The 26,147-nt window shown below is 62.3% G+C and carries 23 protein-coding genes and 1 other RNA gene; 13 read left to right on the plus strand and 11 right to left on the minus strand.

Annotated features, from left to right (window positions below; genetic code table 11):
• The first annotated feature begins 25 nt into the window (after window positions 1–25).
• From PQQ86_RS08225 to moaE, 5 genes are all read left to right on the plus strand, one after another.
• Window positions 26–1,357, plus strand: a complete 1,332-nt coding sequence (locus PQQ86_RS08225) for a homoserine dehydrogenase (RefSeq protein ID WP_408265708.1) — start codon at window positions 26–28, stop codon at window positions 1,355–1,357.
• 7 nt (window positions 1,358–1,364) lie between these two features.
• Window positions 1,365–2,816 (plus strand): threonine synthase, encoded by a 1,452-nt coding sequence (gene thrC / locus PQQ86_RS08230; RefSeq protein WP_408265709.1) that lies wholly within the window; start codon window positions 1,365–1,367, stop codon window positions 2,814–2,816.
• Between the two features lie 476 nt (window positions 2,817–3,292).
• Window positions 3,293–4,525 carry a molybdopterin molybdotransferase MoeA gene (locus tag PQQ86_RS08235; RefSeq protein ID WP_408270169.1) on the plus strand — a complete coding sequence of 411 codons (1,233 nt, stop codon included), beginning with the start codon at window positions 3,293–3,295 and terminating at the stop codon, window positions 4,523–4,525.
• A 26-nt stretch (window positions 4,526–4,551) separates the two neighbouring features.
• The gene (moaD, locus tag PQQ86_RS08240) at window positions 4,552–4,809 is read left to right on the plus strand and encodes a molybdopterin converting factor subunit 1 (RefSeq protein WP_408265710.1); all 258 of its coding nucleotides are present in this window, start codon (window positions 4,552–4,554) and stop codon (window positions 4,807–4,809) included.
• A 71-nt stretch (window positions 4,810–4,880) separates the two neighbouring features.
• A complete protein-coding gene (gene moaE, locus PQQ86_RS08245; protein WP_408265711.1) occupies window positions 4,881–5,357 on the plus strand; it encodes a molybdopterin synthase catalytic subunit MoaE in 477 nt (158 codons plus the stop codon).
• A 153-nt stretch (window positions 5,358–5,510) separates the two neighbouring features.
• On the opposite strand, the gene PQQ86_RS08250 is transcribed toward moaE, so the two are convergent.
• The gene (locus PQQ86_RS08250; RefSeq protein ID WP_408265712.1) at window positions 5,511–6,068 is read right to left on the minus strand and encodes a group III truncated hemoglobin; all 558 of its coding nucleotides are present in this window, start codon (window positions 6,066–6,068) and stop codon (window positions 5,511–5,513) included.
• A gap of 304 nt (window positions 6,069–6,372) precedes the next feature.
• On the opposite strand from PQQ86_RS08250, the gene PQQ86_RS08255 reads away from it, so the two are divergent.
• Complete coding sequence (locus tag PQQ86_RS08255; protein WP_408265713.1) at window positions 6,373–6,870, plus strand: Rrf2 family transcriptional regulator; 498 nt, start codon at window positions 6,373–6,375, stop codon at window positions 6,868–6,870.
• A 119-nt stretch (window positions 6,871–6,989) separates the two neighbouring features.
• Window positions 6,990–9,587: an ATP-dependent chaperone ClpB gene (gene clpB, locus PQQ86_RS08260; RefSeq protein WP_097392339.1), complete on the plus strand. Its 2,598-nt coding sequence runs from the start codon at window positions 6,990–6,992 to the stop codon at window positions 9,585–9,587.
• Between the two features lie 141 nt (window positions 9,588–9,728).
• Here the strand turns inward: clpB and PQQ86_RS08265 are convergent, their stop codons facing one another.
• On the minus strand, window positions 9,729–10,157 hold the full coding sequence (locus PQQ86_RS08265; protein ID WP_494478227.1) for a YidB family protein: 429 nt from the start codon (window positions 10,155–10,157) through the stop codon (window positions 9,729–9,731).
• 176 nt (window positions 10,158–10,333) lie between these two features.
• Entirely contained in the window at window positions 10,334–10,921 is a 588-nt protein-coding gene (locus tag PQQ86_RS08270) for a ComEA family DNA-binding protein (protein ID WP_408265715.1), read from the minus strand.
• Window positions 10,922–11,224: 303 nt separating this feature from the next.
• Between PQQ86_RS08270 and PQQ86_RS08275 the strand changes: the two genes are divergently transcribed.
• Together PQQ86_RS08275 and PQQ86_RS08280 are read left to right on the plus strand one after the other, a co-directional pair.
• Complete coding sequence (locus tag PQQ86_RS08275) at window positions 11,225–11,719, plus strand: MerR family transcriptional regulator (RefSeq protein ID WP_408265716.1); 495 nt, start codon at window positions 11,225–11,227, stop codon at window positions 11,717–11,719.
• Complete coding sequence (locus PQQ86_RS08280) at window positions 11,671–12,099, plus strand: carboxymuconolactone decarboxylase family protein (protein ID WP_408265717.1); 429 nt, start codon at window positions 11,671–11,673, stop codon at window positions 12,097–12,099. Before PQQ86_RS08275 ends, PQQ86_RS08280 begins: the two co-directional genes overlap by 49 nt.
• Window positions 12,100–12,335: 236 nt before the next feature.
• On the opposite strand, the gene PQQ86_RS08285 is transcribed toward PQQ86_RS08280, so the two are convergent.
• The 8 genes from PQQ86_RS08285 to trxA form a co-directional block, all read right to left on the minus strand.
• The gene (locus PQQ86_RS08285) at window positions 12,336–13,715 is read right to left on the minus strand and encodes an MATE family efflux transporter (protein WP_408265718.1); all 1,380 of its coding nucleotides are present in this window, start codon (window positions 13,713–13,715) and stop codon (window positions 12,336–12,338) included.
• 2 nt (window positions 13,716–13,717) lie between these two features.
• Window positions 13,718–15,475 carry an ArnT family glycosyltransferase gene (locus tag PQQ86_RS08290; protein ID WP_408265719.1) on the minus strand — a complete coding sequence of 586 codons (1,758 nt, stop codon included), beginning with the start codon at window positions 15,473–15,475 and terminating at the stop codon, window positions 13,718–13,720.
• A 304-nt stretch (window positions 15,476–15,779) separates the two neighbouring features.
• Window positions 15,780–16,046 (minus strand): type B 50S ribosomal protein L31, encoded by a 267-nt coding sequence (locus PQQ86_RS08295; protein ID WP_408193613.1) that lies wholly within the window; start codon window positions 16,044–16,046, stop codon window positions 15,780–15,782.
• A 261-nt stretch (window positions 16,047–16,307) separates the two neighbouring features.
• On the minus strand, window positions 16,308–17,141 hold the full coding sequence (locus PQQ86_RS08300) for a M90 family metallopeptidase (protein ID WP_408265720.1): 834 nt from the start codon (window positions 17,139–17,141) through the stop codon (window positions 16,308–16,310).
• A gap of 15 nt (window positions 17,142–17,156) precedes the next feature.
• Window positions 17,157–18,713 carry an MFS transporter gene (locus tag PQQ86_RS08305; RefSeq protein ID WP_408265721.1) on the minus strand — a complete coding sequence of 519 codons (1,557 nt, stop codon included), beginning with the start codon at window positions 18,711–18,713 and terminating at the stop codon, window positions 17,157–17,159.
• The gene (locus PQQ86_RS08310) at window positions 18,710–19,258 is read right to left on the minus strand and encodes a MerR family transcriptional regulator (RefSeq protein WP_408265722.1); all 549 of its coding nucleotides are present in this window, start codon (window positions 19,256–19,258) and stop codon (window positions 18,710–18,712) included. Before PQQ86_RS08310 ends, PQQ86_RS08305 begins: the two co-directional genes overlap by 4 nt.
• A 214-nt stretch (window positions 19,259–19,472) precedes the next feature.
• Window positions 19,473–20,741: a transcription termination factor Rho gene (gene rho / locus PQQ86_RS08315; RefSeq protein WP_074284282.1), complete on the minus strand. Its 1,269-nt coding sequence runs from the start codon at window positions 20,739–20,741 to the stop codon at window positions 19,473–19,475.
• Between the two features lie 236 nt (window positions 20,742–20,977).
• A complete protein-coding gene (gene trxA / locus PQQ86_RS08320; RefSeq protein WP_054039468.1) occupies window positions 20,978–21,304 on the minus strand; it encodes a thioredoxin TrxA in 327 nt (108 codons plus the stop codon).
• Window positions 21,305–21,748: 444 nt separating this feature from the next.
• Here trxA and ffs point away from each other — a divergent pair.
• From ffs to recR, 4 genes are all read left to right on the plus strand, one after another.
• Window positions 21,749–21,847, plus strand: an RNA gene (gene ffs, locus PQQ86_RS08325) — signal recognition particle sRNA small type.
• Between the two features lie 205 nt (window positions 21,848–22,052).
• Entirely contained in the window at window positions 22,053–24,848 is a 2,796-nt protein-coding gene (gene dnaX / locus PQQ86_RS08330; RefSeq protein ID WP_408265723.1) for a DNA polymerase III subunit gamma/tau, read from the plus strand.
• 63 nt (window positions 24,849–24,911) lie between these two features.
• Window positions 24,912–25,238 carry a YbaB/EbfC family nucleoid-associated protein gene (locus PQQ86_RS08335; protein WP_007182071.1) on the plus strand — a complete coding sequence of 109 codons (327 nt, stop codon included), beginning with the start codon at window positions 24,912–24,914 and terminating at the stop codon, window positions 25,236–25,238.
• A 238-nt stretch (window positions 25,239–25,476) separates the two neighbouring features.
• Complete coding sequence (gene recR, locus PQQ86_RS08340; protein WP_408265724.1) at window positions 25,477–26,073, plus strand: recombination mediator RecR; 597 nt, start codon at window positions 25,477–25,479, stop codon at window positions 26,071–26,073.
• The last annotated feature ends 74 nt before the right edge of the window (window positions 26,074–26,147 follow it).

A 26,147-nucleotide genomic window follows, 5' to 3' on the forward strand; every position in this document is an offset into this window, starting at 1 on the left:
TCCCTTACTCGAAAACACACGCTGCATGGAACCGATCAAAGTTGGACTGCTGGGCTTCGGCACGGTAGGCAGCGGCACCTTCACGGTACTGCGCCGCAATCAGGAAGAAATCAAACGCCGCGCGGGCCGCGGGATTGAGATTGCGCGCATTGCCGTGCGCAATCCCGCCAAGGCGACGGCGGCGCTCGGCAGTGAAGCCGGCACCGTGGCGCTGACCGATGACTTCAATGCGGTGGTCGACGATCCGTCGATCGATATCATCGCGGAAATGATCGGCGGCACGGGCGTGGCGCGCGACCTCGTCCTGCGCGCGATCAAGAACCGCAAGCATGTGGTCACGGCCAACAAGGCGCTGCTCGCCGTGCACGGTACAGAGATTTTCGAAGCGGCGCGCGCCAACGGCGTGATGGTGGCGTTCGAAGCGGCAGTGGCCGGGGGCATTCCGATCATCAAGGCGCTGCGCGAAGGGCTCACGGCCAATCGCATCCAGTACATCGCCGGCATCATAAACGGCACGACGAACTACATCCTCTCGGAGATGCGCGATCGTGGGCTCGATTTCGCGACCGCGTTGAAGGCCGCGCAGGAGCTGGGTTACGCCGAAGCCGATCCGACTTTCGACATCGAAGGCGTCGACGCCGCCCACAAGGTGACGATCATGAGCGCGATCGCGTTCGGCGTGCCGGTGCAATTCGATAAGGCGTACGTCGAAGGCATCAGCAAACTGGCTGCGATCGACATCAAATACGCTGAAGAACTTGGCTACCGCATCAAGCTGCTTGGCATCTCGCGCCGCACGGACAAGGGCATCGAATTGCGCGTGCATCCCACGCTGATTCCGGAAAAACGCCTGCTGGCGAATGTGGAAGGCGCGATGAACGCGGTCGTCGTGCACGGCGACGCGGTTGGCTCTACGCTGTACTACGGCAAGGGCGCGGGTGCGGAGCCAACGGCCTCCGCCGTGGTGGCCGATCTGGTCGACGTGACGCGTCTGCATACGGCGGACCCGGAGCATCGCGTGCCGCATCTGGCGTTCCAGCCGGACAGCCTGTCGAGCACCCCGATCCTGCCGATCGACGAAGTGACGAGCGGCTACTACCTGCGTCTGCGCGTGGCTGACGTGACGGGCGTGCTGGCCGACATCACGCGCATCCTGGCGGATCGGGGCATTTCGATCGACGCGCTGCTGCAGAAGGAATCGGAGCAGGTCGACGCGAACGGTAAGGGCGAAACCGACATCATCCTGATTACGCACGAAACGGTTGAAAAGAACGTCAACGCCGCGATCAAGACGATCGAAGCGCTGAAGACCGTTGTCTCGCAAGTCACGAAGCTGCGCATGGAAGCGCTGAACTAGGCCGAATATGAACTACCTCTCTACGCGCGGCGCCGGAGCCGGCGAGCGCCATACGTTTTCCGACATTCTGCTGGGCGGTCTTGCGAAAGACGGCGGCTTATACCTGCCGGCGGAATATCCGCGCGTCACGGCTGACGAACTGGCGCGCTGGCGCACGCTGCCATACGCGGATCTCGCGTTCGAAATCCTGTCGAAATTCAGTGACGACATTCCTTCCGAAGACCTGCGCGCACTGACGCGCAAGACCTACACGGCCGAGACGTATTGCCACGTGCGCGACGACGAAAGCGCCGCGCAGATCACGCCGTTGAAGACGCTGGGCGTCGAGAACGGCGCGCCGCTGTCGCTGCTGGAACTGTCGAACGGTCCGACGCTCGCGTTCAAGGACATGGCGATGCAGCTGATCGGCAACCTGTTCGAGTACGCGCTGGCCAGACACGGCGAGACGCTGAACATTCTGGGCGCAACCTCGGGCGACACCGGCAGCGCAGCGGAATACGCGATGCGTGGCAAGAAGGGTATTAGCGTTTTCATGCTTTCGCCGCACAAGAAGATGAGTGCGTTCCAGACCGCGCAGATGTACAGCCTGCAGGACCCGAATATTTTCAACATCGCGGTCGAGGGCGTGTTCGACGACGCCCAGGACATCGTGAAGGCGGTCTCGAACGACCACGCATTCAAGGCGAAGTACAAGATCGGCACGGTCAACTCGATCAACTGGGCGCGCGTCGTGGCGCAGGTCGTGTATTACTTCAAGGGCTACTTTGCCGCGACGAAGTCGAACGACGAGCGCGTGTCGTTCACGGTGCCGTCGGGCAATTTCGGCAATGTGTGCGCCGGTCACATCGCGCGCATGATGGGTCTGCCGATCGAGAAGCTGGTGGTCGCGACGAACGAAAACGACGTGCTCGACGAGTTCTTCCGCACCGGCATTTACCGCGTGCGCAAGGCGGCAGAGACATACCACACGAGCAGCCCGAGCATGGACATTTCGAAGGCCTCGAACTTCGAGCGTTTTGTGTTCGACCTGCTGGGCCGCGACCCGGCGCGCGTGCTGCAACTGTTCCGCGACGTCGAAGAGAAGGGCGGTTTCGATCTGGCGGCGAGCGGTGATTTTGCGCGTGTGAAGGAGTTCGGTTTCGTATCGGGCCGCAGCAGCCACGAGGACCGTGTGGACGCGATCCGCGACGTCTTCGAGCGTTACGACACGATGATCGACACGCACACGGCAGACGGCCTGAAGGTGGCGCGCGAGCACTTGCAAGCGGGCATTCCGATGATCGTTCTGGAGACGGCGCAACCGATCAAGTTTGGCGAAACGATCCGCGAAGCGCTGCTACGCGAACCGGAGCGCCCGGCCGCGTTCTCGGGCCTGGAATCGCTGCCACAGCGATTCGAAGTACTGCCGGCAGACGCACAGCGCGTGAAAGACTTCATCGTCGCAAACACAAGCGAGTAACACCGTGAGCATCGAGCGCGACGGCGTCGCGCTCGATGCGGCGAGAGAGATTGGTTTGAAGAAGTACGCTTCGGCGCGCGCAGCGCCGCCGGAAGTATGACACCCTTGTCACTGGCGCATGCCGGTGCACGAACCCAGATTCCAGATGCACCACCACCCGCGGCAGACCACGGGCCTCACTTGGCATGAGCGGTTTGAGCCGCTTTCTTCGCTTATCTTTCTTTGCGCCCGCAAAGAAAGTAAGTGCCGCCCCGCACAGGGGCAACGCTAATAGACCACTAACAATTCAAGGAAAGGCACCAAAGCCAGATTAACAAGATCACCGCCGCAGGCAACCAAAAAAAACAATCGCCGAGCAGGCAAAAAAACCACCATAACACCTACCCGCCACCGACCATCAAGATCGACCGCTACAATATTCCTTTAACCAGTGGTTTCGAGACCAGAAGATGTCCACCCCAACGCCCCGCGCCCCGATGCTCTCCACCGCCGAAGCGTTGGCGACCCTGCTCAGCGCAGCGAGCCCGATCACCGGCACGGAATCGATCCCAACGCTAGACGCGCTCAACCGCGTGCTCTCGGCAGACGTAACGTCGCCGCTCGACGTCCCCCCCATGAACACCAGTTCCATGGACGGCTACGCGATCCGTACAGAAGATCTGGCAACCGATGGCAACCGCCGCCTGCCGGTCTCGCAACGCATTCCAGCCGGCCACGCACCCGAGCCCTTAAAACCCGGCACGGCAGCCCGCATCTTCACCGGCGCCACGGTGCCGCCGGGCGCCGACGCCATCGTGATGCAGGAGCAAACTGAGGCCGCCGGCAACGAAGTCACGATCCTCCACAGCCCGGCACCTGGTGAATGGATCACGACCCAAGGCGCGGATATCCGCAGCGGCTCGATCATCCTTCCAGCGGGTACGCGCCTGACGCCGCAAGCATTAGGACTCGCCGCGTCAGTCGGCTGCGCCGAGCTCCAGGTGCGCCGCCGCGTAAAAGTCGCCGTGTTCTTCACCGGCGACGAACTGACCATGCCTGGCGAACCGCTGAAACCCGGCGCGATCTACAACTCGAACCGTTTCACGCTGCGCGGGCTGCTGGAAAAACTAGGTTGTGAGGTGACCGACTACGGCATCGTCCCCGATAAACTCGACGCGACCCGCGCGACGTTGCGCGAAGCCGCGCAAGCGCACGATCTGATCCTCACCTGCGGCGGCGTGTCGGTCGGTGAGGAAGATCACGTCAAACCGGCAGTCGAGGCCGAGGGGCGCCTGTCGATGTGGCAGATCGCGATGAAACCCGGCAAGCCGCTCGCCTTCGGCGCAGTGCGCCGTGCCGCGCAGCACGCAGATGCGGCTGCATCAGCCGAGACCTTCTTCATTGGCCTGCCGGGCAATCCGGTCTCCAGCTTCGCCACCTTTTTGCTGTTCGTTCGCCCGTTCGTCCTGCTTCTGGCCGGCATGCAGACGGTGGCGCCGCGCGCGCTGTTGCTGCGCGCGGATTTCACGCAGAAGAAGGCTGACCGGCGCAACGAATTCCTGCGCGCGCGGATCAATCCGGCCGGCGGCCTCGATCTGTTTCCAAATCAGAGCTCGGCCGTGCTGACCTCGACCGTGTGGGGTGACGGTCTGATCGACAATCCGCCGAACCACGCGATCAGCGCCGGTGAGACCGTACGTTTCATCCCCTTTTCCGAATTGCTGAACTGAGGCCGGCAACGGCCGGTGGCTTTCCGATGAAGATTCAACTCCGATATTTTGCAAGCGTGCGCGAAGCGCTCGAAACCTCCGATGAAACGGTCGATCTGCCGGACGGCATTGCGACCGTCGGTGACGTGCGCGCCTGGTTGCGCGTGCGCGGCGGCATCTGGGCCGACACCCTCGCCGAAGGCCGCACGTTGCGCATGGCCTGCAATCACGTGATGACCGATGCCGGCACGCGCATCACCGAAGGTTGCGAGGTCGCGTTCTTTCCGCCCGTCACTGGCGGTTGAAACGCGCCGGATCGTCGCTAAAAAACCTACCAAATCACGCTAAACTTCGCCAAGCCGCCCAGGAGCCAGAGATGCCCGTTCGTGTCCAGACGGAAGATTTCGACCTCACCACCGAGGTCGCTGCGTTGCGCGCGCGCAATCCGAAGATCGGCGCGGTGGCCTGTTTTGTCGGCACCGTACGCGACCTGAACGACGGCAGCACAGTCGAAACCATGGAGCTCGAACATTATCCGGGTATGACGGAGAAGTCGCTGGAAGCGATCGTCGTGAGCGCACGCGAGCGTTGGCCGGGGATCGAGGTGCTGATCGTGCATCGGGTCGGCAAGCTTTATCCGCTCGACCAGATCGTGCTCGTAGCGACCACCGCCGCGCATCGGGGCGACGCCTTCGCGTCGTGCGAGTTCGTGATGGACTACCTGAAGACCCAAGCGCCGTTCTGGAAGAAAGAGAAAACCGAAGAGGGCGAGCGCTGGGTGGATGCCCGCGTCGCCGACGACGCGGCGCTGGCCCGTTGGGGCATCGAACCGGGTAACCAGGACGCGGATTAGGAAGGCGCTGGGTTTCACAGGCACTGAAGCCGGCCGGGGCGGCGTGCTCAGGACGCTTCAGCGCATCTTTGTCGCGTGCCCGGGTGCCATCATCAGGCCCCCAGAGCGCATCATGGACTTCATGCAGCCCTGAGGCGCCTCCCGGCACTTCCATCAATCAGTCTTCGCCTTGCTGATGATCCTCGTCGGGAACGGCTCACCATGTCGCCGCGTCGAGGCGCCCGGAGCATGCGGTTCGTGCGGGTCATCGTCGCGCGGACGCTTCGGCACGACGCGCTCCAACAGCGCCTGCTGCTCCGCCGGAATCTTGTAATCCCAGCCGAAGCGACTCAACTGCAAACTCTGCGCGATACGCAGCGCCGGCTCCATGAAGCGGACCGCGGCAGCCGGCTGATAGCGCGACTCCACCGTATCCAGAAACAGATATAGCCAGCGGCTGAAATGCTGCGGCTCGACGCCCTCGAGCGGCTGGTGCGCCTGCTGCACATTGCCGCGGTATTGCTTCGCGCCCAGCACAAGACTGCCCCAGAAAGTGCACATCTTGGGCAAGTGGTCGTCCCAACGGCCCGCCAGCGTCGCGTCGAACACGGGGCCCAGAAGCGGATCGGCACGCACACGGTCGTAAAAGCCGTAGACAAGCTCGCGAATATTCGCCTCAGTAGGTTCGGCGTTGCGCTCGACAACCGCTGCAGTGGGAAAAGACGGATTCATGCAAATTCCAGATAATGTCTTTATTCATTATGAATCGCCACATGGCGCCACAGACCGTCAGGAATGGCCTCAAACTGTGCCTAAACGAAAGGAAGTAGGCCACGAATGCCCCGCTTTTCGTATGAATGGCCTGTCCGGGAAACGTTACCATTACTGCCGAAAGACAAACACCGACTGTCAGCGCAAAATAAGAAAACATGCGTATCGCCAGCATCTTATGGCGAAGCGACGGCCCCCGGCAACCCTTGCATCGACGCGGTTATCCCCCGGATCGCGGCTTGCGCTCATCGTGGCACCTGCACTTATGAGACTGACCGACTATACGGATTACTCATTACGCGTCCTGTTGTACCTCGCCGTCCGCGGCGAAGGCTTATCGACCATTCAGGACATCTCGGACGCGTACGGGATATCCAAGAACCATTTGATGAAGGTGGTGCAGCAACTCGGCGAACTCGGCTGGGTCGAGACGGTGCGCGGGCGTAACGGCGGCCTGCGGCTCGCTGAGCAAACCGGCGCGTTGACCGTGGGTGAGATCGTGCGGGCCACTGAAAGTGACTTTGCGCTGGTCGGCTGCTTCCCGGACCAGCACAGTGAGCGCCGGGCCTGTGTCATTACACCGCACTGCCGTCTGCGCGGCGCGCTCGAGGCGGCGCGCAACGCGTTCCTGGCCGAACTCGACCGTCATACCATCGGCGAGGTTGCGGAGCCGCACGGTCCGCTGGCGGCGCTACTCGGTTTAAGCAATGTCATCCCGATCGTGCCGGTCGCTTCTGCTGGGGGCGGCACGCCGGCCTCCTGAAACCTGCGGGCAAGTTCTCGCGCGTCAAATGTTAAATAGTTGTTGCTGATTGCAAAAAAGCGCTTGAAACCTGCGTAAAACGCCTCAATTTGGTGGTAATTGAAATTGGAGGTCTCTTGATGAGAATCGACAAACTTACCACTAAATTCCAGGAAGCACTGGCCGACGCGCAGAGTCTCGCCGTCGGTCACGACAATCAATACATCGAACCGGTTCATGTCCTGTCGGCGCTCGTTGCCCAGCAGGATGGGTCGGCGCGTTCGCTGCTCTCGCGTGCCGGCGTGCATGTCCAGGCGCTGCAAACCGCGCTGAACGATGCCATCACGCGCCTGCCGCAAGTGCAGGGCACCGACGGCAACGTGCAGATCGGCCGCGAACTGACCGGCTTGCTGAACCAGGCGGACAAGGAAGCACAAAAACTCAACGACACGTTCATCGCGAGCGAGATGTTCCTGCTCGCGGTTGCGGACGATAAAGGCGAGGCCGGCCGTCTCGCGCGCCAGCACGGCCTGTCGCGCAAGTCGTTGGAAAGTGCGATCGCGGCGGTGCGCGGCGGTTCGCAAGTGCATAGCCAGGACGCCGAAAGTCAGCGTGAAGCGCTGAAAAAGTACACCGTCGACCTGACCGAGCGTGCGCGGGCAGGCAAGCTCGACCCTGTGATCGGCCGCGACGACGAAATTCGCCGTTCGATCCAGATCCTGCAACGCCGCACCAAGAACAACCCGGTACTGATCGGCGAGCCGGGCGTGGGCAAGACCGCGATCGTCGAAGGCCTTGCGCAGCGTATCGTCAACGGCGAAGTGCCGGAAACGCTCAAGGGCAAGCGCGTGCTGTCGTTGGACATGGCGGCTTTGCTGGCCGGCGCGAAATACCGCGGCGAGTTCGAAGAACGCCTGAAGGCCGTGCTGAGCGACATCGCCAAGGACGAAGGCCAGACCATCGTGTTCATCGACGAGATTCATACGATGGTCGGTGCGGGCAAGGCCGAAGGCGCAATGGACGCCGGCAACATGCTCAAGCCGGCGCTCTCGCGCGGCGAACTACATTGCGTCGGCGCCACCACACTCGATGAATATCGCAAGTACATCGAGAAGGACGCCGCACTCGAGCGTCGCTTCCAGAAGGTGCTGGTCGACGAACCGTCGGTCGAGGCGACCATCGCGATCCTGCGTGGTCTGCAGGAAAAGTATGAACTGCATCATGGCGTCGATATCACCGATCCGGCGATCGTCGCGGCAGCCGAGCTGTCGCATCGCTACATCACCGATCGTTTTCTGCCGGACAAGGCCATCGACCTGATCGACGAAGCCGCTTCGAAGATCAAGATGGAAATCGACTCGAAGCCGGAAGAGATGGATCGGCTCGACCGTCGTTTGATCCAGTTGAAGATCGAACGCGAAGCCGTCAAGAAGGAAAAGGACGAAGCGTCGCAAAAGCGTCTGCAGCTGATCGAAGAGGAAATCGAGCGGCTGGATCGCGAATATTCGGACCTCGAAGAAATCTGGACCGCGGAAAAAGCGGCGGTGCAGGGCAGCGCGCAGTTGAAGGAAGATATCGAAAAAACGCGTGCGGAAATCATTCGCTTGCAGCGTGAGGGCAAGCTGGAGAAGGTCGCCGAGTTGCAGTACGGCAAGCTGCCAGGTCTTGAAGCGCAGTTGAAGGAAGTGACCCAGGCCGAAGCGAAAGAGCAGAACAACCCGACGCGTCCGCGTCTGTTGCGCACGCAAGTCGGCGCGGAGGAAATCGCTGAAGTTGTCTCGCGTTCCACCGGCATTCCGGTGTCGCGCATGATGCAGGGCGAGCGCGAAAAACTGCTGCAGATCGAAGAGAAGCTGCACGACCGCGTGGTCGGTCAGGACGAAGCGATCACCGCGGTGGCCGATGCGATTCGCCGTTCACGCGCGGGTCTCGCGGATCCGAACCGGCCGTATGGCTCGTTCCTGTTCCTTGGGCCGACCGGCGTGGGTAAGACCGAGCTGTGCAAGGCGCTGGCGTCGTTCCTGTTCGATTCGGAAGATCATCTGATCCGTATCGACATGAGCGAATTCATGGAGAAGCATAGCGTCGCGCGTTTGATCGGCGCGCCGCCGGGCTACGTCGGCTACGAGGAAGGGGGCTACCTGACCGAAGCCGTGCGCCGCAAGCCGTATAGCGTGATCCTGCTCGACGAAATCGAGAAGGCGCATCCGGATGTGTTCAACGTCCTGCTGCAAGTGCTCGACGACGGCCGCATGACCGACGGCCAGGGCCGTACCGTGGACTTCAAGAACACGGTGATCGTGATGACGTCCAACCTCGGTTCGCAGGTGATCCAGGCGATGGTCGGCGAGCCGCAGGAAGCGGTGAAGGACGCGGTCTGGGAAGAAGTGAAGCTGCACTTCCGGCCCGAGTTCCTGAACCGGATCGACGACGTCGTGGTGTTCCATGCGCTCGACCGTTCGAACATCCAGTCGATCGCGCGGATTCAACTGCAACGTCTGCATGAACGGCTTGCCAAACTCGACATGCAACTGGTGGTGTCGGACGCGGCGCTCGAACACGTTGGCAAGGTCGGCTACGATCCGCTGTTCGGGGCGCGGCCGCTGAAGCGCGCCATCCAGCAGGAGATCGAGAACCCAGTCGCCAAGCTGATACTCGCCGGCAAGTTCGGTCCGAAGGATGTGATTCCGGTCGAAGTGGAAGACGGCAAGCTGGTGTTCGACCGCGTCGTGCATTAAGCGAAACGCATTGGGCTGCGTATGGAGCGGCAGTGGTTGGGCCGTTCCAGCCAACGTTAAAAAGCGGCAACGAAGGTGACTTCGTTGCCGCTTTTTTTCGCCTGCTTTCGTCTGCTACAGGGCGGTGACGGGTGACGCAGCTTACGCGTTGCCCTTGCCGAACAGCGCCGACAGGCCGCCGAGTGCGCCCAGCACGGTCGTCGAATTCAGTTTGCCTTCAGCGGGGACTTCGCCTTCGGGCGTCGCTGCGTTGACGACGTGCGGCAGAATCTGCGACAGCAGACCGGTGACCTGATCTGGTTGTACGCCGGCCTTCGCCGCGAGGTTGGTGACGACGTCCGACCCAAGCACGCTGTGCAGAGCGTCGGGCGAGATTGCCTGGTTCTCGCCGTTGCTGACCCACGACGACACGATGTCGCCGAGGCCCTTTTCCTTGAAGCTGCTGATCAGGCCATTCAGGCCGCCCGGCTGGTTATTGACGAATTCCAGCGCGGCTGAAACGAGGGCTTGCTGACCACCGCCTTCAGGCGATTTGCCAACCAGGGAACCGATAGTGTCGAGTAGGCTCATGACGGTCTCTCTTGAATGCCGACCCGTGTTTGACGAGTCAGCGGGTGAAAACGCCGCGCGGTCGCACGGCGCCGGTGGAAGGAAGGTAGACGGAAGCGGGGCCGCGCTTATGTGTGCATCACGCGCGTATCGCACGTGACCAGCGCGGCCGCCATGCGGCCGGTACTCAACCCGATTTACGCCCCGCCAGAGGCTGCCGCAGCCGATGCAGCCTTGCTCTTCTTCGCCTTCTTCTTCGAAGCCTTGGTGCCGGATGCGTCGGTCGGCGCGCTGGCAGCGGCCGCTGTGGCCGGTGCGGAAGCTGCCGCTGCGTCGGATGCCGCGGTCTTGCTCTTCTTCTTCGACTTCGACGCTTTGGTGCCGGATGCCTCGGCAGGCGCCGCTGGTGCTATTGTCGTGGCCGCGGTGGTCGCCGCAGGAGCGGCCGTCGGCGCCGCCTTGGTGCTGGTGGTGCTACTGGACTTCGAGGCAGCCTTGGCGCCCGTAGGCGGCGTGGACGCGCCGTTGATCGTCAGGCCGGCCGCCTCGAGATTGGTTACCGATTTGGTGCCGATGCCTTTGACGCGGGTGGCGAGATCATCGGCATCCTTGAACGGGCCATTCTTGGTGCGTTCGTCGATGATCGCTTTCGCATGCACCGGGCCGATACCCTTGACCGATTCGAGCGCCGCTTGATCGGCGGAATTCACTTCGACGGCCGCCGCAAATCCGGCCGACAGCGACAAAGCCAAAGCAACGCAAAGCATCAAAAGCTTCTTCAGCATGGCAAGCACTCCATTGAGGGCAAAAAAAGTTAGCCGCAAAGGGAAAACTCGGGACGACGCACCCTGTCAGCAGGCGCTGCGCTTAAGCATAGAACAAATTGCGCGCCCTTATTTGCAAACGCCGACGATTTATACCGATCGATTCATGACAAGTAAATCAGGCTGGACAATATTTGAAGCTTTTGCCTGGCGATTAAGCAGTTATGAGTTTATCGGTCCACCCTAAATAACGACAAGGCAGATAAATGACAGCGCCTTCTACTTGACTTAGAGTGCACTCGAAGTCCTAACCTGAGTTCCGTCATGTCGAAAATGTCAAAAGCACTCACCATCGGCGAGGTCGCCGCAACGATCGGCGTCTCCGCTCACACGCTGCGTTATTACGAGCAGGCCGGCCTGATTCGGGCGGTCGGGCGTACGCAGGCGGGGCATCGCCTGTATTCGCCGGCCGATCTCGACTGGCTGCAGTTCGTGATGCGTCTGAAGGCGACCGGCATGCCGATCGCCGGGATGCAGGCGTTCGCGGCACTGCGGGCAGAAGGTCAGCCTACGGTGGGCGAGCGCCGCGAGATGCTGGTGGCGCATCGGGATGCGGTTTTGGCGCGGATCGCCGAGTTGCAGAGCAATCTCGGCGCGATCATCGACAAAATCGCCTACTACGAGACCGCTGAGCGACAGGCCGCCGCGAGCACGCCGACACGACAGATCGACGAAACCCAATCACTTTCGCATTCGGATGAGGACTCACCATGGAACACGCACAAAACGATCGTTACACCCGAGGCTGGGACAAACTGAAGGAAATCGACGGCTCGGCCGGCGAGCAGGTGATCGCCGCGCTTGCGCCGATCGCGCCGGATTTCGGACGTCTGTTGATCGAATTCGGTTTTGGCGATATTTACAGTCGGCCGCAACTCGACCTGCGCGCGCGAGAAATCGCGACGATTGCCTCGCTGGCGACGCTCGGCTGCGCGCAACCGCAGTTGAAGGTGCATATCGAAGCGGCGTTGAACGTCGGCTGCACACGCGAGGAGATCGTCGAGGTGTTCATGCAGATGGCGCTCTATGCGGGCTTCCCGGCGGCGCTGAACGCGCTGTTCGCGGCGCGGGAGATTTTCGAGCGACGCGATCTGGTGTTGGAGGAGCGGCAGGCGCCGAACGAGGCGCAGGCGGCTTGAGGCAAGAGAGAAGGGCGGGCGGCAGCAGGGTGCGGCCGCTTTTTTATGGGGTCCAAGATGCAACTAACGGTCAGCTGTTGTGTGACACTCCGATGTAGTGCTGAGGGCATGGCCTGAAAACCTGGCTAGCATGGGTGGGGCCTTTCCCTTCGGTATTGTGCGGCGGCTCCCACAATCCGGTCGAACGATCCCGACAATCTGGCAAGCCCAGCAAGCCGATTGGGCCCACAAGTCCCTCAAGCCGCCGAATCCACCCTAACCGCCGCCTCGGCGCGCAAATACCGCTTGCTCACGCCGCGCCAGTACAACAGCAAGCCGATGCCGGCAATCGCCAGGCTCACCGTATTGGCGACCCAGAAGCCGCGCGCGCCGGTCAGCCATTCCGGCGTGGTACCCGTGACATTGAAGCCGAGCAGATAGCCGCCGCCGAGCCCCACGCCCCACAGCGCAACTGCATAGATAACGGTCGGCACGACCGCCACCTTGTACGCGCGCAGCACGAACGCGGTGGTGATCTGCAACGCATCGAACACGTGATAGCACACGACGATCAGCACCAGCGGCATTGCCGCCGCCGCGACCTGCGCGTTCGGTGTATAGCCCTCGATCACGTAGGGCCGCAGCACCAGCACGATCGCGCCGTAACAGCAGGCGATCGCCACGGCCATCATGATTCCGTGCCGCGACAGCGTGCGCGCTGCTTCCGGGCGATGCGCGCCGAGCGCCTGGGCGACCAGCGTCGACGAGGCAATCCCGATCGCCAGTGGTGTCATATAGAGCACCGCACCGATGTTGCCGGCGATCTGGTGGCCGGCGAGCGTCGTCGTGCCGAAGCGCGCAATGAAAAGCGCCATGAACGTGTAGGAGGTGACTTCGATCAGGTACGACAGACCCATCGGAATGCCGAGGCGCAACTGCGCCGCCTGCCGGCGCCAGACCGGCCAGCAGAAGTGCGCAAAGATCGCGAACGGCTTGAACACGTCGACGCGCGTCAACAGCAGCATCCCCACGACTGCGAGCCCCCAGTTGATCGTGGTGCTGGCAAGCGCGCAACCCGGTCCGCCGAGCGCTGGCACACCGAGTCCGCCAAAGATGAACCACGTGTTGAGCGGCACCTTGAGCAGCAGTGCGCCGATCTGCAGGATCATCACGAGCCGCGGTTTGCCGACGGCATTGGTGATCGAGCTATAGACGCGAAAGGCCAGGCCGGCCGGCAAGCCAAACGCCAGAATCTGCAGGTAGGCGACCGTGCGCTCATGCAGCGCTTCGGGCACGCGCGCGAGCTGCAGCACGCGCCCCGGAAAATAGAGAATCAGAAAGCCGATCACGGTCAACGCAAGCGCGAGCCATAAGGCCTGGCGCACTTCCTCTCCGATCTCGGTATAGCGGCGCGCGCCATAGAGTTGCGCGGTGATCGGTTGCAGCGCGGTGAGGATGCCGGTCAGACCGATGTAGACAGAAATGTAGATCGACGAGCCGAGGCCGAGCGCGGCGAGATCGACGGCCGAATAGCGGCCGACCATCGCCGTGTCGATCACGCCGAACGCGATGATCGCCAGTTGGCCAATCAGCACGGGCCATGCGAGCCCGGCGATTTTCCGTACGTCGGCGAACATGCTCAGTCCAGCTTCTTATGCCAGCTGCGGCGTTTGACGACCGGCGGCTTCGGGCGGTCGATCCGCACGTACAGGCGGAAGCGTTCGTCGCGGTCGGCCACGCGGCGGCCTTCCCACACCAGCTTCCACACGAAATCCGACATCGCGCTCGGGTCGCCGAAGTCCTGGGTGTCCTGACGCAGGATCACATCGCAATCCTGGTTGAATGAGAAATGCATATCGCCGAAATACGCGAAGGTCGCGATCTGGGCGTTACCGAGGCGCACCGGCGAGATGCAGGTGTAGTCCTCCGGCAGATGGCTCGCGATCTGCTCGGCGACGTCCTTATAGGTCCGGCTGTAATTGACAACCGGTAGCCACAGCGTCATCAGCAGCACCCACATCAGCGTCGTGCCGGCGCTCGAGAGCACGACGCTGCGCCACAGGACTTTCGGATGACGGGCCAGACGCCATTGCACCAGCACGAACCAGCAGATCGTCACGGCGACCGCGCACACGAACGACAGGACCTTGAACTGCGGCGCAAAACCCGGAGCGAGACGCGCGAGGTTGCGCGCGAGCGGATGCGGGAAACCGGTTAGCCCGGCCGCATACACCAGCCAGACGAAGCTGCCGAGAATCGTGAAGCTCAGCAGCGCGAACCAGTCGATCGCATTGATCGCGCCGCGTTTGAGCGTGGGCAGCGCGAAGGCGGCCAGCACCGCGAGCGGCGGCAGCAACAGCATGTAAAGCCGATTCGACTGATGGCTCTGCAACACGACTAGCACGAGCAGCGGCCCGATCACCGACAGCGGCATCGCCACGTGCGGCGCGCGCCGCAGACCCGACCAGCTGAACCACGCCCAGAGCGCCAGCGGCCAGGCCGGCCACGTGAAGAGCGGCAGGTTCTTGAGCGCGTAGGCGGCCACTGAGCCAGGCGGCCCGGCGAACGACGACAGGCTGACGTGCACCCATTGGTTCAGGTACCAGACGGCGTCGTCGGGAAAGGCGGCGAGCGCGGCGATCGGCCACGCGACCGACAGCACGAGCGCCACCGGCAAACCGGCCAGCAGTAGCCAGCGCGTACGCGCTTCGCGCACGATCAGCGCCATTGCAAGGGTACCCAGCAACAGCGCGCCGACCAGCACCGGGCTGCTTGACAGCGTGACGAGGCCGAGCGCCAGGCCCCAGATCAGCGCACCCTGAATGGGCTTGTCGATCATTCGCACGAGCCCGTACACGAGCATGGCGATGCCGAAGAATTGCGCGAGCTGCGGCGTGGTTTCGTGGCCGCGTTCAGCAAGGCCGAAGCAGGCGAGCAGGATCAGCAGTGCGCCGTCGGCGAGGGTGCGGCCGTAGTCGCGCGGCTCCGGTTCGCCGCCGAATGCGTATTTGAACGGCTGCACTTCGGCGCGCCGGCCGAGCAGGTAGGCCGCATACCAGACAAACGCGCAGCCCGCGCAAAACAGCAGGCCGGTGAAGACGCGTGACGCGTTGCTCGCGTCGACCCACGGCGCGAGCGCGCGGATCGCGCTGGCGCCTAGCCAGTAGCCGAGCGGGCCGTCTTCTGTCATGTATTTGCCGACCAGATTCGGCAGCAGCCAGTCGTGCGCGCTGCCGTTGGCCATCGTCCACATGACGCCGAAGCCGGCTGCGTCCTCGTTCTTCCACGGATCCCGGCCGAACAGGCCGAAAAATGCGTAGACGATACAGATGGTCAGCAGCAGCCAGCGCGGCAACGCACTGGTCGCGGAGGCAGTGAGGCGAACGGCAGGTCTCATGCGGTGTGTGGATATCGGATAGGCGGTGCAGCCGGGACCGGACGGATCGTCCGGCGGGAATGGCCAATTTGGAGCATCCGGCATTGTAGTCGTGCCGTGCGATGCGCGTCACGGCCGGTAATGGCTCGCAACGTCATTGGGGTGCCTGTAACACGGCGTCGCGGTGAGCGGCGGGGTGTAACCTGGCGTCCGGGGTAAGGAGACAAAGAGGCGAGACAGAGAAGCGGAGACAAAAAAGGGCAGCTCGCGCTGCCCTTTTTTGCTGCTGCTTCGTTGCGGGCCAAGGCCGGCGACGAGGCGGGTATTACTTCGCTGCTGCCTTGCCGGTAGCGCGCGAGCCGAACTTCTTGTTGAACTTCTCGACGCGGCCTGCCGTGTCCATGATCTTTTGTTGGCCGGTGTAGAACGGATGCGATTCCGACGACACTTCGATCTTGGCGAGCGGGTAGGTCTTGCCGTTGAATTCGGCGGTTTCACGCGTCTGGATGGTCGAGCGCGTGATGAACTTGAAGTCGATCGACATGTCGACGAACAGGACTTCGCGGTAATCCGGGTGAATGCCTTCTTTCATGGTCTTTCCTTTAATCTGGCGGTAGCCAACCCGCGTGCAGCCGCTACGAATGCGGACAGCATCTAGGCGCGAGCCACTTGCCTATGGTCGAAAAACGGCGATTATGCCAGAAAATCAGTCGCTTGACGACCTTTCTACTAGCTTTTTGGTAGCTGTTTGCCTCGTTTTGGCCACGTTTTTGTCGCCGCCGCGCCGGTTCTTATCGGGTGGATAGGCGGGGTGGCAGCCCTTATCCGGCGGGCGCTTGCGCGGCGGCGGCAGTCAAGTCGGAGCGAATGTCAGCCCGACCCGCGCCGGATCCTGCCGGTAGTACCGCGCCAGCAAGCGGTATAGCTCGGGATACTCCGCCTCGAAAGCCTGCGGCTGGACGAACAGTGCCTCGCTGCAAACGGCAAAAAATTCCGATGGATGGTCCGCCGCGTACGGATCGATCAGGGAATCGCGTTCGAAACGTGCCCAGCGGCGCTCCGGCACAGCGTCGACTTTGGCGCAGAAGTGGTCGTAGGCATGATCGAAAACGTCCGCCCACGCTTGCGTGTCGAGCGGTGCATGCCAGCGACGCATGAGCGGAGGATGGCCGTCCGCCTCGCCGGTCAGCATGTCGATCTTGTGCGCGAATTCGTGAATCACGACGTTGTAGGCGTCCGAGCCGTCCGTCATCTGTGCGTCTTCCCACGAAAGAATGACGGGGCCGCCTTCCCACGCTTCGCCGCTCGCGTCGTGTTCGACCTCATGCACCACGCCGTCTTCATCCTCGACCGTCTTGCGGATCACGAACTCGCCCGGATAGACGATCACGCCGACCCATCCACGATACAGATCAAGGCTCAGGTTCAGCACCGGCAAACACGCTTGCGCGGCGATCGCCACGGTCATGGCGTCGGTCAGTTCGAGTTCGTGCGCGGTTGAAAATTCTTTTTGCGCGATGAACAGGCTGGTCAGCTCGCGCAGACGCACGCGATCCGGCGCCTCGAGGTGGGCGAGGAACGGCAGGCCGTCGAGTGTGGCTTGCCAAAGCGCGTCTTCGATCGCGTAGTCGCGCAGCGCGCGGTCGCGGCGGTGCGTGCCGAACCATTGCGTGAGTTTCGAGAGCATGGCCTGATGAAACCCTTAGTCGATCTGTTTTTGCCACGCGGCGAAAAAACCGCCGCATATCGCGATGCCAATCAGGAAGTAGAAGCCGTCCAGCGACGCCAGAAAACTGGCCTGCTGCGCAACCGTCCGGCTGATTTCCACTATCGCAAGCGAATGCGCCTCGGACGCCGAGCGGCCGGCGGCGCTAAAGCCGCTGGTCAGCGCCGCGAGCGAATTCTGGAACACCGGATTGTACGGATTCACGAACTCCGCGAGGCGAGCTTGATGCAGCGCCTGCCGATGTTGTTCGACGATGATCACGGAGGCCGTCGCGAACGAGATCGTCAGTTGCCGCACGATGTTTTTCAGCCGGTAGCCGTGCGTGAATTCTTCAATGGCGAAGATTCTAAACGTCAGATTGGCGACCGGCAGCACGATGAACAGTAACAGCAAGCCGCGCAGCAGCATCGGCACGATCAGCGCGGCTTCGCCCACGCCTGGCGACATGCGCGTCATCCATGCCGCGGCGAATGCTGCCACCGCGAAGCCCGGCACGATGATCCACTTCTTACGCGGCAGGAGCTTCGCGTAGCGCAGGTAGATGAACAGCGCGCTCGCAGAAATCAGCGACGTCACGCCGACCAGTCGCCCGGCATTCTCGACCGGATAGCCGAGGCCGCTCTCGAGAAAGCGCGACGTCAGATAGCTGAACACCGTCGAGATGTAGTAGTAGAACATGTACAGCACGAGCCCGACCTGAAACACCTTTTCGCGCAGCGCGTGCAGACGCATCAGCGGTGCGGGATGGTGCCATTGCTGGTACGCGAACCAGCCGAGCGCGACGATGCCCATCACCGTCAACAGAATCAGCCCCGGCGAGGCGCTGAACAGCTGGAACCTCACTTGTTGCATGACGATTTGCAGCGCGCCTTGCGCGAACGCGAAGATCAGGTAAGGCCAGAAGTGCGCCGCGCCGCGCTCTTCCGGCAAGCGGTTGCCAGTGTCGGGCAGTGCGAGCAGGGCAAGGATGGCAAACAGCACACCCACCGGCGCGGTACAGGCGAACAGCGCACGCCAGTCGAAATGCGCGACCAGTTGACCGCCGATCAGCGGCGCGAGCGCACTGCTCAGCACGATCAGCACAAGAAAAGCGCGCGTCGCCGCGGGTCGCTGCTGCGGCGTAAAGCTCATCTGGATCAGGATGCGGCAGGTGCCCATCATCGGCCCGATGAAGTAGCCTTGGAATCCACGGGCGAAGGCGAGTTCGATCGATGATTCGCACAATGTTGCGGCGATCGCGCCTACTGAATAGAGCAGCATGCAGCCGGCCACATAGCGCCGGTAACCGAAACGCTCGACCCACCATTGCTGCTGCAGGATGCCGAGCACGGCCGCCACCGCATAGGCGCTCGACGCCCATACCAGTTCATCCGGTGACGCATTGATGCCGCCCGCGATGTAGCTGGTGAAAAACGAAAAGATCGCGTTGTCGAAATAGTCGAGGCCGGTGACGACGGCCAGCACCCATGGGAAAAAATCGCCGCGCAGTTTTGCGGCGCTAAACAACGGTACACGAGGGGACGCGGCGCTCATGCAGATTTGTCTGGCTCTGAGGCACCGGGTGCTGCTTCATCCTGCGTCTTCCGGCGTTTCGCGGACGGACCCGCGGCCGTGGCGTGCGCGTTGCGCCGTTGCTCAAGCAGAACGTCGGCATTTTCTCCCGCGAGGCGGCGCTCGAGATAGTCGAGATCAGGCGCCAACTCGGTCCGCAGCTTCTGTGCTTCCTTGAGTTCTCGGCGCATCGCTTCGATGCGCGTGTCGAGGGCGTCGACCTGTTGCGCGAGGGCATCACGAATCTGCTGCAGCGATTCGTGCGAGTAACGGTGGCCGCCGTCGACGGCTTCGAGCGGGCGCTTGAGCATCTCGGTGATGCCATGGAGCGAGAAACCGAGTGAGCGCAAACGCAGAATGCGGCCGAAGCGCTTGAGGTCTTCTTCGTCGTACAGCCGGTAGCGGCCTTCGCTCCGGCCAGGCGAGACGAGGCCGCGCTCCTCGTAGTATTTCAGCGTGCGCGGTGTGACGCCGAGGCGCTCGGCGGCGTCTCGCACGGTCAATAGAGTGGGCGAGTCCTTTGACATGGGCGTTGGCGGGTTGGATTGATTAACGGCATTATAGTACAACGTGTACGTTCACGTTCAGGTTGGCAGAGTTGCCGGTGTTTGAGTGAGCGCGGTGGTTGTGTATCGTTGCAGATGCCGCGGGCGAAAAAAAACCGCTCGTTTGCAGTGAGCGGTTTTCTTGTGCGTTGCGGTTGATTACTTCTGGTGCAGCCTTGGGGCCTAAGCCTAAGCCTTAGCTGCCGCCGCCACGACGCATCATGTCGAAGAACTCGGAGTTGCTCTTCGTCTGGCGGATCTTGTCGAGCAGGAATTCCATCGACTCGACTTCGTCCATATCGTGAATGAACTTGCGCAGCACCCAGATCTTTTGCAGGACTTCGGGCTTGATCAGCAGTTCTTCACGGCGCGTGCCGGACTTGTTCAGGTTGATCGACGGATAGACGCGCTTTTCAGCAAGACGACGCTCCAGGTGCACTTCCATGTTGCCGGTGCCCTTGAACTCTTCGTAGATCACGTCGTCCATGCGGCTGCCGGTTTCGATCAGCGCCGTGCCGATGATGGTCAGTGAGCCGCCTTCCTCGATATTGCGCGCCGCGCCGAAGAAGCGCTTCGGACGTTGCAGCGCGTTCGCGTCGACACCACCCGTCAGCACCTTGCCCGAGGCCGGCACGACAGTGTTGTACGCCCGCGCGAGACGCGTGATCGAGTCGAGCAGAATCACCACGTCGTTCTTCATTTCGACGAGGCGCTTGGCTTTCTCGATCACCATTTCGGCGACTTGCACGTGACGCGCTGCCGGTTCGTCGAACGTGGAGGCGATCACTTCGCCGGCCACCGAACGCTGCATTTCGGTCACTTCTTCCGGGCGTTCGTCGATCAGCAGCACGAACAGCACGACATCCGGATGGTTTTGCTTAATGGCGTGCGCGATGTGCTGCAACATCACAGTCTTGCCGGACTTCGGCGACGCAACCAGCAGGCCGCGCTGACCCTTACCAATGGGCGCGATCATGTCGATGATGCGGCCCGTGACGTTTTCTTCGCCACGCATTTCACGTTCGAGCAGCAGCACCTTGTTCGGGTGCAGCGGCGTCAGGTTTTCGAACATGATCTTGTGCTTCGAGGCTTCCGGCGGCTGGCCGTTGACCTTGTCCACCTTGACCAGCGCGAAATAGCGTTCGCCGTCTTTCGGCGTGCGCACTTCGCCTTCGATCGTGTCGCCCGTGTGCAGGTTGAAGCGGCGAATTTGCGACGGGCTGATGTAAATATCATCCGTGCTGGCCAGATACGAGGTTTCCGGCGAGCGCAGGAAGCCAAAGCCGTCCGGCAGCACTTCGAGCGTGCCGTCGCCGAAGATCGTGTCGCCCGCTTTGGCTCGTTTTTTTAGAATGGCAAACATCAATTCCTGCTTGCGCAGGCGGTTTGCACTTTCGATCTCGAGGCCGTTGGCCATCTCGATCAATTCGGACACGTGCTGAGTCTTAAGCTCGGATAAATGCATACGGAGAACCCGCAGGAGAAGGTGCGACGAAATGAAATCTGGGAGGAGAGTGAGCGGAACCGCTCAAGGACTTACACGTCTTTTCGACGTTTTGCGGATTCTAGCATAGCACACGCCAATTTCCGTCAGTACGACGGCATGGCATCTTTCTTATTAAGCGTGTTGTCGCTGGACAACACGCCTATAACAGCGCGCCTGAAGGTCGCGAAGGCCTGGGGCGCGCCGATGCGACCGTTTTACAGGTTGCCGTCGAGGAACGCGGTGAGTTGCGACTTCGACAACGCGCCGACCTTCTGCGCGGCGACAGCGCCGTTCTTGAAGAGGATCAGCGTGGGGATGCCACGCACGCCGAACTTGACCGGCGTCGATTGATGCTCGTCGACATTGATCTTGGCGATTTGCAGGCGATCGGCGTAATCCTTCGCGACTTCGTCGAGGATCGGCGCGATCATCTTGCACGGACCGCACCATTCAGCCCAGAAATCGAGCAGCACGGGTTTATCGGATTTCACGACGTCCTGTTCGAACGATGCGTCGCTAATATGCTTGATTGATTCGCTCATTGTATGAATACCTCTATCGGTTCGAGGCCCGCCTGAATTGCTCGCCACGATACGTCAAAATCTAGGGAAACTTCCGTTCGCTTTGCCGCAATCGGAGCCTTACCTGCGCACGCTCGAAAGAGCCGAAAGACCCATTCCAGAATGCGCGGAAAGCTCGCGGTTGCGGGTCATCCGTACGGCAGTTTAGCTTAATTCGCTATGCGTTGCCGGTGGTGATAGTACTCATCAAGGGCAGTGGGGCCAACGGCTGCCGGTGAAGTGCCACTACGTTCTGATAACCGCGACGCAGCTTATCTGGTGACTGGCAGCGCAAACTCAAGTGACCTGGACGCGTCATTCGAGGGGACTGTCTATATGGTACGAAGCGCCTGATTCGGCGCGTCGATGCCGGTTTGGTCGTATTAACAGTCGCGCGACGGGCCAAGCGGTGATAGAATGTTTCGTGACGGGCCTCCTCGCATGGAGGGATGGTCAACCTGGTCAGGTCGGGAACGAAGCAGCCACAGCCGTTTTCCACCAGTGCCGAGGGTCAGGCTCGTCACCCTCCTTTTTCTGCTTTTCCTCTGCCGCACCTCTCATCTTCTGTTTACCCCAAGCGCTGTCACGCAGACGCAGCAGTGGCATTTTTCGCGCGCTTCATCTATTTTTTTCTATCGGTCCGTTAGCCTGTTTCAATGAAGCGGCAACACGCGTTCGCGCGCCGTCTCGATTCGGTTTTGCGCGCCATCGTTACTGATACAATTTCCGGATGACCTATCAAGTTCTCGCACGCAAATGGCGGCCGAAGGATTTCGCTTCGCTCGTCGGACAGGAGCACGTGGTGCGCGCGCTCACGCACGCGCTCGACGGTGGCCGTCTGCATCATGCCTATCTGTTTACGGGCACTCGCGGCGTCGGTAAAACCACGCTGTCGCGCATCTTCGCCAAGGCGCTGAATTGCGAAACCGGCGTGACCTCCACGCCGTGTGGCGTGTGCCGCGCGTGCCGCGAGATCGATGAAGGCCGCTTTGTCGATTATGTCGAGATGGACGCGGCGAGTAACCGCGGTGTCGACGAAATGGCGGCGTTGCTGGAGCGTGCGGTTTACGCGCCGGTCGATGCGCGCTTCAAGGTCTACATGATCGACGAAGTGCACATGCTGACCAACCATGCCTTCAACGCGATGTTGAAGACGCTGGAAGAGCCGCCTTCGCACGTCAAATTCATTCTTGCTACCACCGATCCGCAGAAGATTCCGGTCACGGTGCTGTCGCGCTGTCTGCAGTTCAATCTGAAGCAGATGCCGGCCGGGCACATCGTGTCGCATCTCGAGCACATTCTCGGCGAAGAGAAGGTGCCGTTCGACGCCCAGGCATTGCGCCTGCTCGCGCGCGCGGCCGACGGCTCGATGCGCGACGCGCTCTCGCTGACCGATCAGGCGATCGCCTATTCGGCCAATCAGGTGAATGAAGAAGCGGTGCGCGGCATGCTCGGCGCGCTCGATCAAAGCTATCTGATTCGCCTGCTCGACGCGCTTGCCGATGGCGACGGCGCCGCCGTGCTGTCGGTCGCGGACGAGATGGCGTTGCGCAGCTTGTCGTTTTCGACGGCGTTGCAGGATCTGGCGAGCTTGTTGCACCGAATCGCGTGGGCGCAGTTCGCGCCGTCGTCGGTGTTGGACGAGTGGCCGGAAGCGGCTGATCTGCGTCGTTTTGCCGAGGCGTTGAGCGCCGAGCAGGTGCAGCTGTTCTATCAGATTGCGACCATCGGCCGAAGCGAACTGGGTCTTGCGCCTGACGAATACGCTGGTTTCACGATGACGCTATTGCGCATGCTGGCGTTCGAGCCCGCGCCCGCCGGTGGTGGTGGCGCGGCTGCGGCGCGAGCGGCAGGGCCGGCGGGGGCGGGTGGAGCTAAACGCACCGGCTCGCCGGCGGTCGCTGCACAACAGGCGGTGGCGTCGTCGCGTGCGGTTGAAGCAGCCGCTGCCGTGCCGGTGCGCTCCGGGAATCCGGTGGCAGAAGCGAAGCCTGCGATGCCGGATGCGCGGCACGCGGCGTCGGCGGAGCCTGCTGAAAATGCTGACACGCCGAAGCCCGCTAATGGTGAAGCAGCAATCGTTTCCACGTCCGCAGCTGCATCCGCATCGGCCTCTGGGGAAGCGAGCCCGGCGCAGGCGCACACGGCGCCTGACGTCATTGCCGCACCGGCTTCAGCGCCGTGGCAGGAAGAAGCGTCCGCCGAACCGGTTTTGAGCGATCCGGCGCCTGCACCTACGGACACGAGCGCGCCCCAAGTGGCACCGGTGCCCGAAGCGATGTCCTCGGCGCCGGCAGTCGAAGCGGCTGAAGCAACAAAAGTAACGACTGTGCCGGCCTCGGCGCCGGCGACTGAAGCGAACCAATCGATCGAGGCCACAAAGATAGCGGTTGCGCCGGCCCTGGTATCGACGGCCGAACAGGCTGAATCGATCACAGCAACAAGAATTGCGGCTGCGCCGGCCTTGGCACCGTGGGACGACGCGCCCATCGAGGCAGCCTGGAACGAAGCACCCGCTGCGGCCGCGCCTCAGGAATCGGCGCCCGCGTCTTCGCTCTCTGCTCCAGCCGCAGCCGTGTCCGCACGGGCAGAAGGGGCCGCGCTCGCGAGAGCATCGCAAGAATCGCCGCCCGCAGCCGACATCCCGCCGCGCCGCGCAGGCGGCGCGAGCGACGCGCTCAATGTATTGCGCAGCGCCGGCCTGAAAGTGTCGTCGGATCGTGGCCGCGCTACGGCGGCAGCTTCCGCCGCCAAGCCCGCTGCAGCCCCGGCCGCGCCGAAGCCTGCCGCACCCCGCGTGGTCGTCAATGTGCCGACGCCGGGCGCCCCGCGCCGCGCGCCGCAACAGGACGCCGCTCCTGCCGCACGTGCGCCTTCGCCACAAGCCCAGGAGCAGAACGGCTCGTCGAATGCACCGTGGGACGACATGCCGCCCGATGAATACATGCCGCTCACGGCAGCGGACGAGGGCTATTACGGCCTGCCGGACGACAACTACATGCCGGTGTTCGACAGTGGACCGGACGACGTCCGCGTGAACGCCACGCCTGCGTCGACCCCCGCACCCGTAGTCGACAAGCGGCCGTTGCCGCCCGCGGTGCCACTCGATCCGCTGGGTTTCCAGGGCGACTGGCCCGCGCTCGCAGTCGATCTGCCGCTCAAGGGCATTTCGTATCAGCTCGCGTTCAACAGCGAACTGATGGCACTCGAAGGCAGCACGCTGAAACTGAACGTGCCGGTGCCGCAGTACGCGGAAGCCTCGCAGGTCGCTAAACTGAAAGTCGCGCTCGCGGAAAAGCTCGGCCAGAACGTCGACGTATTGGTCGAAGTCGGTCCGGCACGCCGCACCGCGGCCGCACACGACGCCGCCATGCGCGCCCAGCGCCAGCAGGAAGCGGAGCGCGAAATCGGCGCCGATCCGTTCGTGCAGTCGCTGATTCGCGAGTTCGGCGCGAGCATCGTGCCCGGCTCGATTCGCCCGATTACGCAGGACGCCGGCCCGAACGGCGCGCCGTCCGCTCACTGATTCGCCGCGCCGTGCGGCGCACCCGATTTTTCGGATTTCACGCTTTCAAGAAGGAGCATGTCCATGATGAAAGGCCAACTCGCCGGGCTGATGAAGCAGGCCCAGCAGATGCAGGAAAACATGAAGAAGATGCAGGAGCAGCTTGCATTGATCGAAGTCGAAGGACAGTCGGGTGCGGGTCTCGTCAAGGTGACGATGACCTGCAAGAACGACGTGCGCCGCGTATCGATCGATCCGAGCCTGCTCGCCGACGACAAGGACATGCTGGAAGACCTGGTCGCCGCTGCGTTCAACGACGCCGTGCGCAAGGCCGAAGCCACCGCTCAGGAAAAGATGGGCGGTATGACTTCGGGTCTGCCGCTGCCGCCGGGCTTCAAGCTGCCGTTCTGAGCGACGTCGCTGCAGGAAGGGGCTCATGCCACGGCTTTGACCGCGGCGTGAGTTGAATACGCGAGCCGGGCTCGTTCCAAGGCCTGCCCAGTTCGCAGTTCCCGGTGCTTGCAAGTTCGCATCGGTGCATTTCAGTCAGTTCGGTCGTCGAGTTGATAGCAGCAACCAGAAACAACCGCATCGCCACCCGCATACCGGGCCATACCGGGCAACACCCACTTCGACACCGCCGATCCGTATGAAACAACCTTCCGCCTTGTCGGCGCTCGTCGAAGCGCTGCGCGTGCTCCCCGGTGTCGGGCCTAAATCCGCGCAACGCATGGCGTACCATCTGATGCAGCACGATCGCGACGGCGCCGAGAAGCTCGGCCGTTCGTTACTGTTCGCGACTGAACATCTGCAGCACTGCGAGAAGTGCAACACCTTTACCGAAGCGCAGATCTGCGAGGTCTGCCTCGATGAGGAGCGCGATCCGGCGTTGTTGTGCGTCGTCGAGACGCCCGCCGACCAGATCATGCTCGAACAGACGATGACCTATCGCGGCCTCTATTTCGTGCTGATGGGGCGGCTCAGTCCGCTCGACGGCATCGGCCCGAAGGAGATTCATTTCGACCGCCTGGTCAAGCGCGCGTTGGATGGCATCGTCAAGGAAGTCGTGCTCGCAACCAATTTCACGAACGAAGGCGAGGCCACCGCGCATTACCTCGGGCAGACGCTCAAGGCGCGCGGTCTTGCCGTGACGCGCCTCGCGCGCGGCGTACCGGTGGGCGGCGAACTCGAGTATGTCGACGCCGGCACGATCGCCCGCGCGATGCTCGACCGGCGCTCGATGTAGCGCGACGTAACCGGCAGCGCCATGTCGCGGCGCCTGCAATACCTGAGCGAGCCGGGCGGGACTGCTCCGCAACG

Origin of the sequence: Paraburkholderia sediminicola, from assembly GCF_046026675.1 — a bacterium.
GTDB classification, from domain to species: Bacteria; Pseudomonadota; Gammaproteobacteria; order Burkholderiales; family Burkholderiaceae; genus Paraburkholderia; species Paraburkholderia sediminicola_F.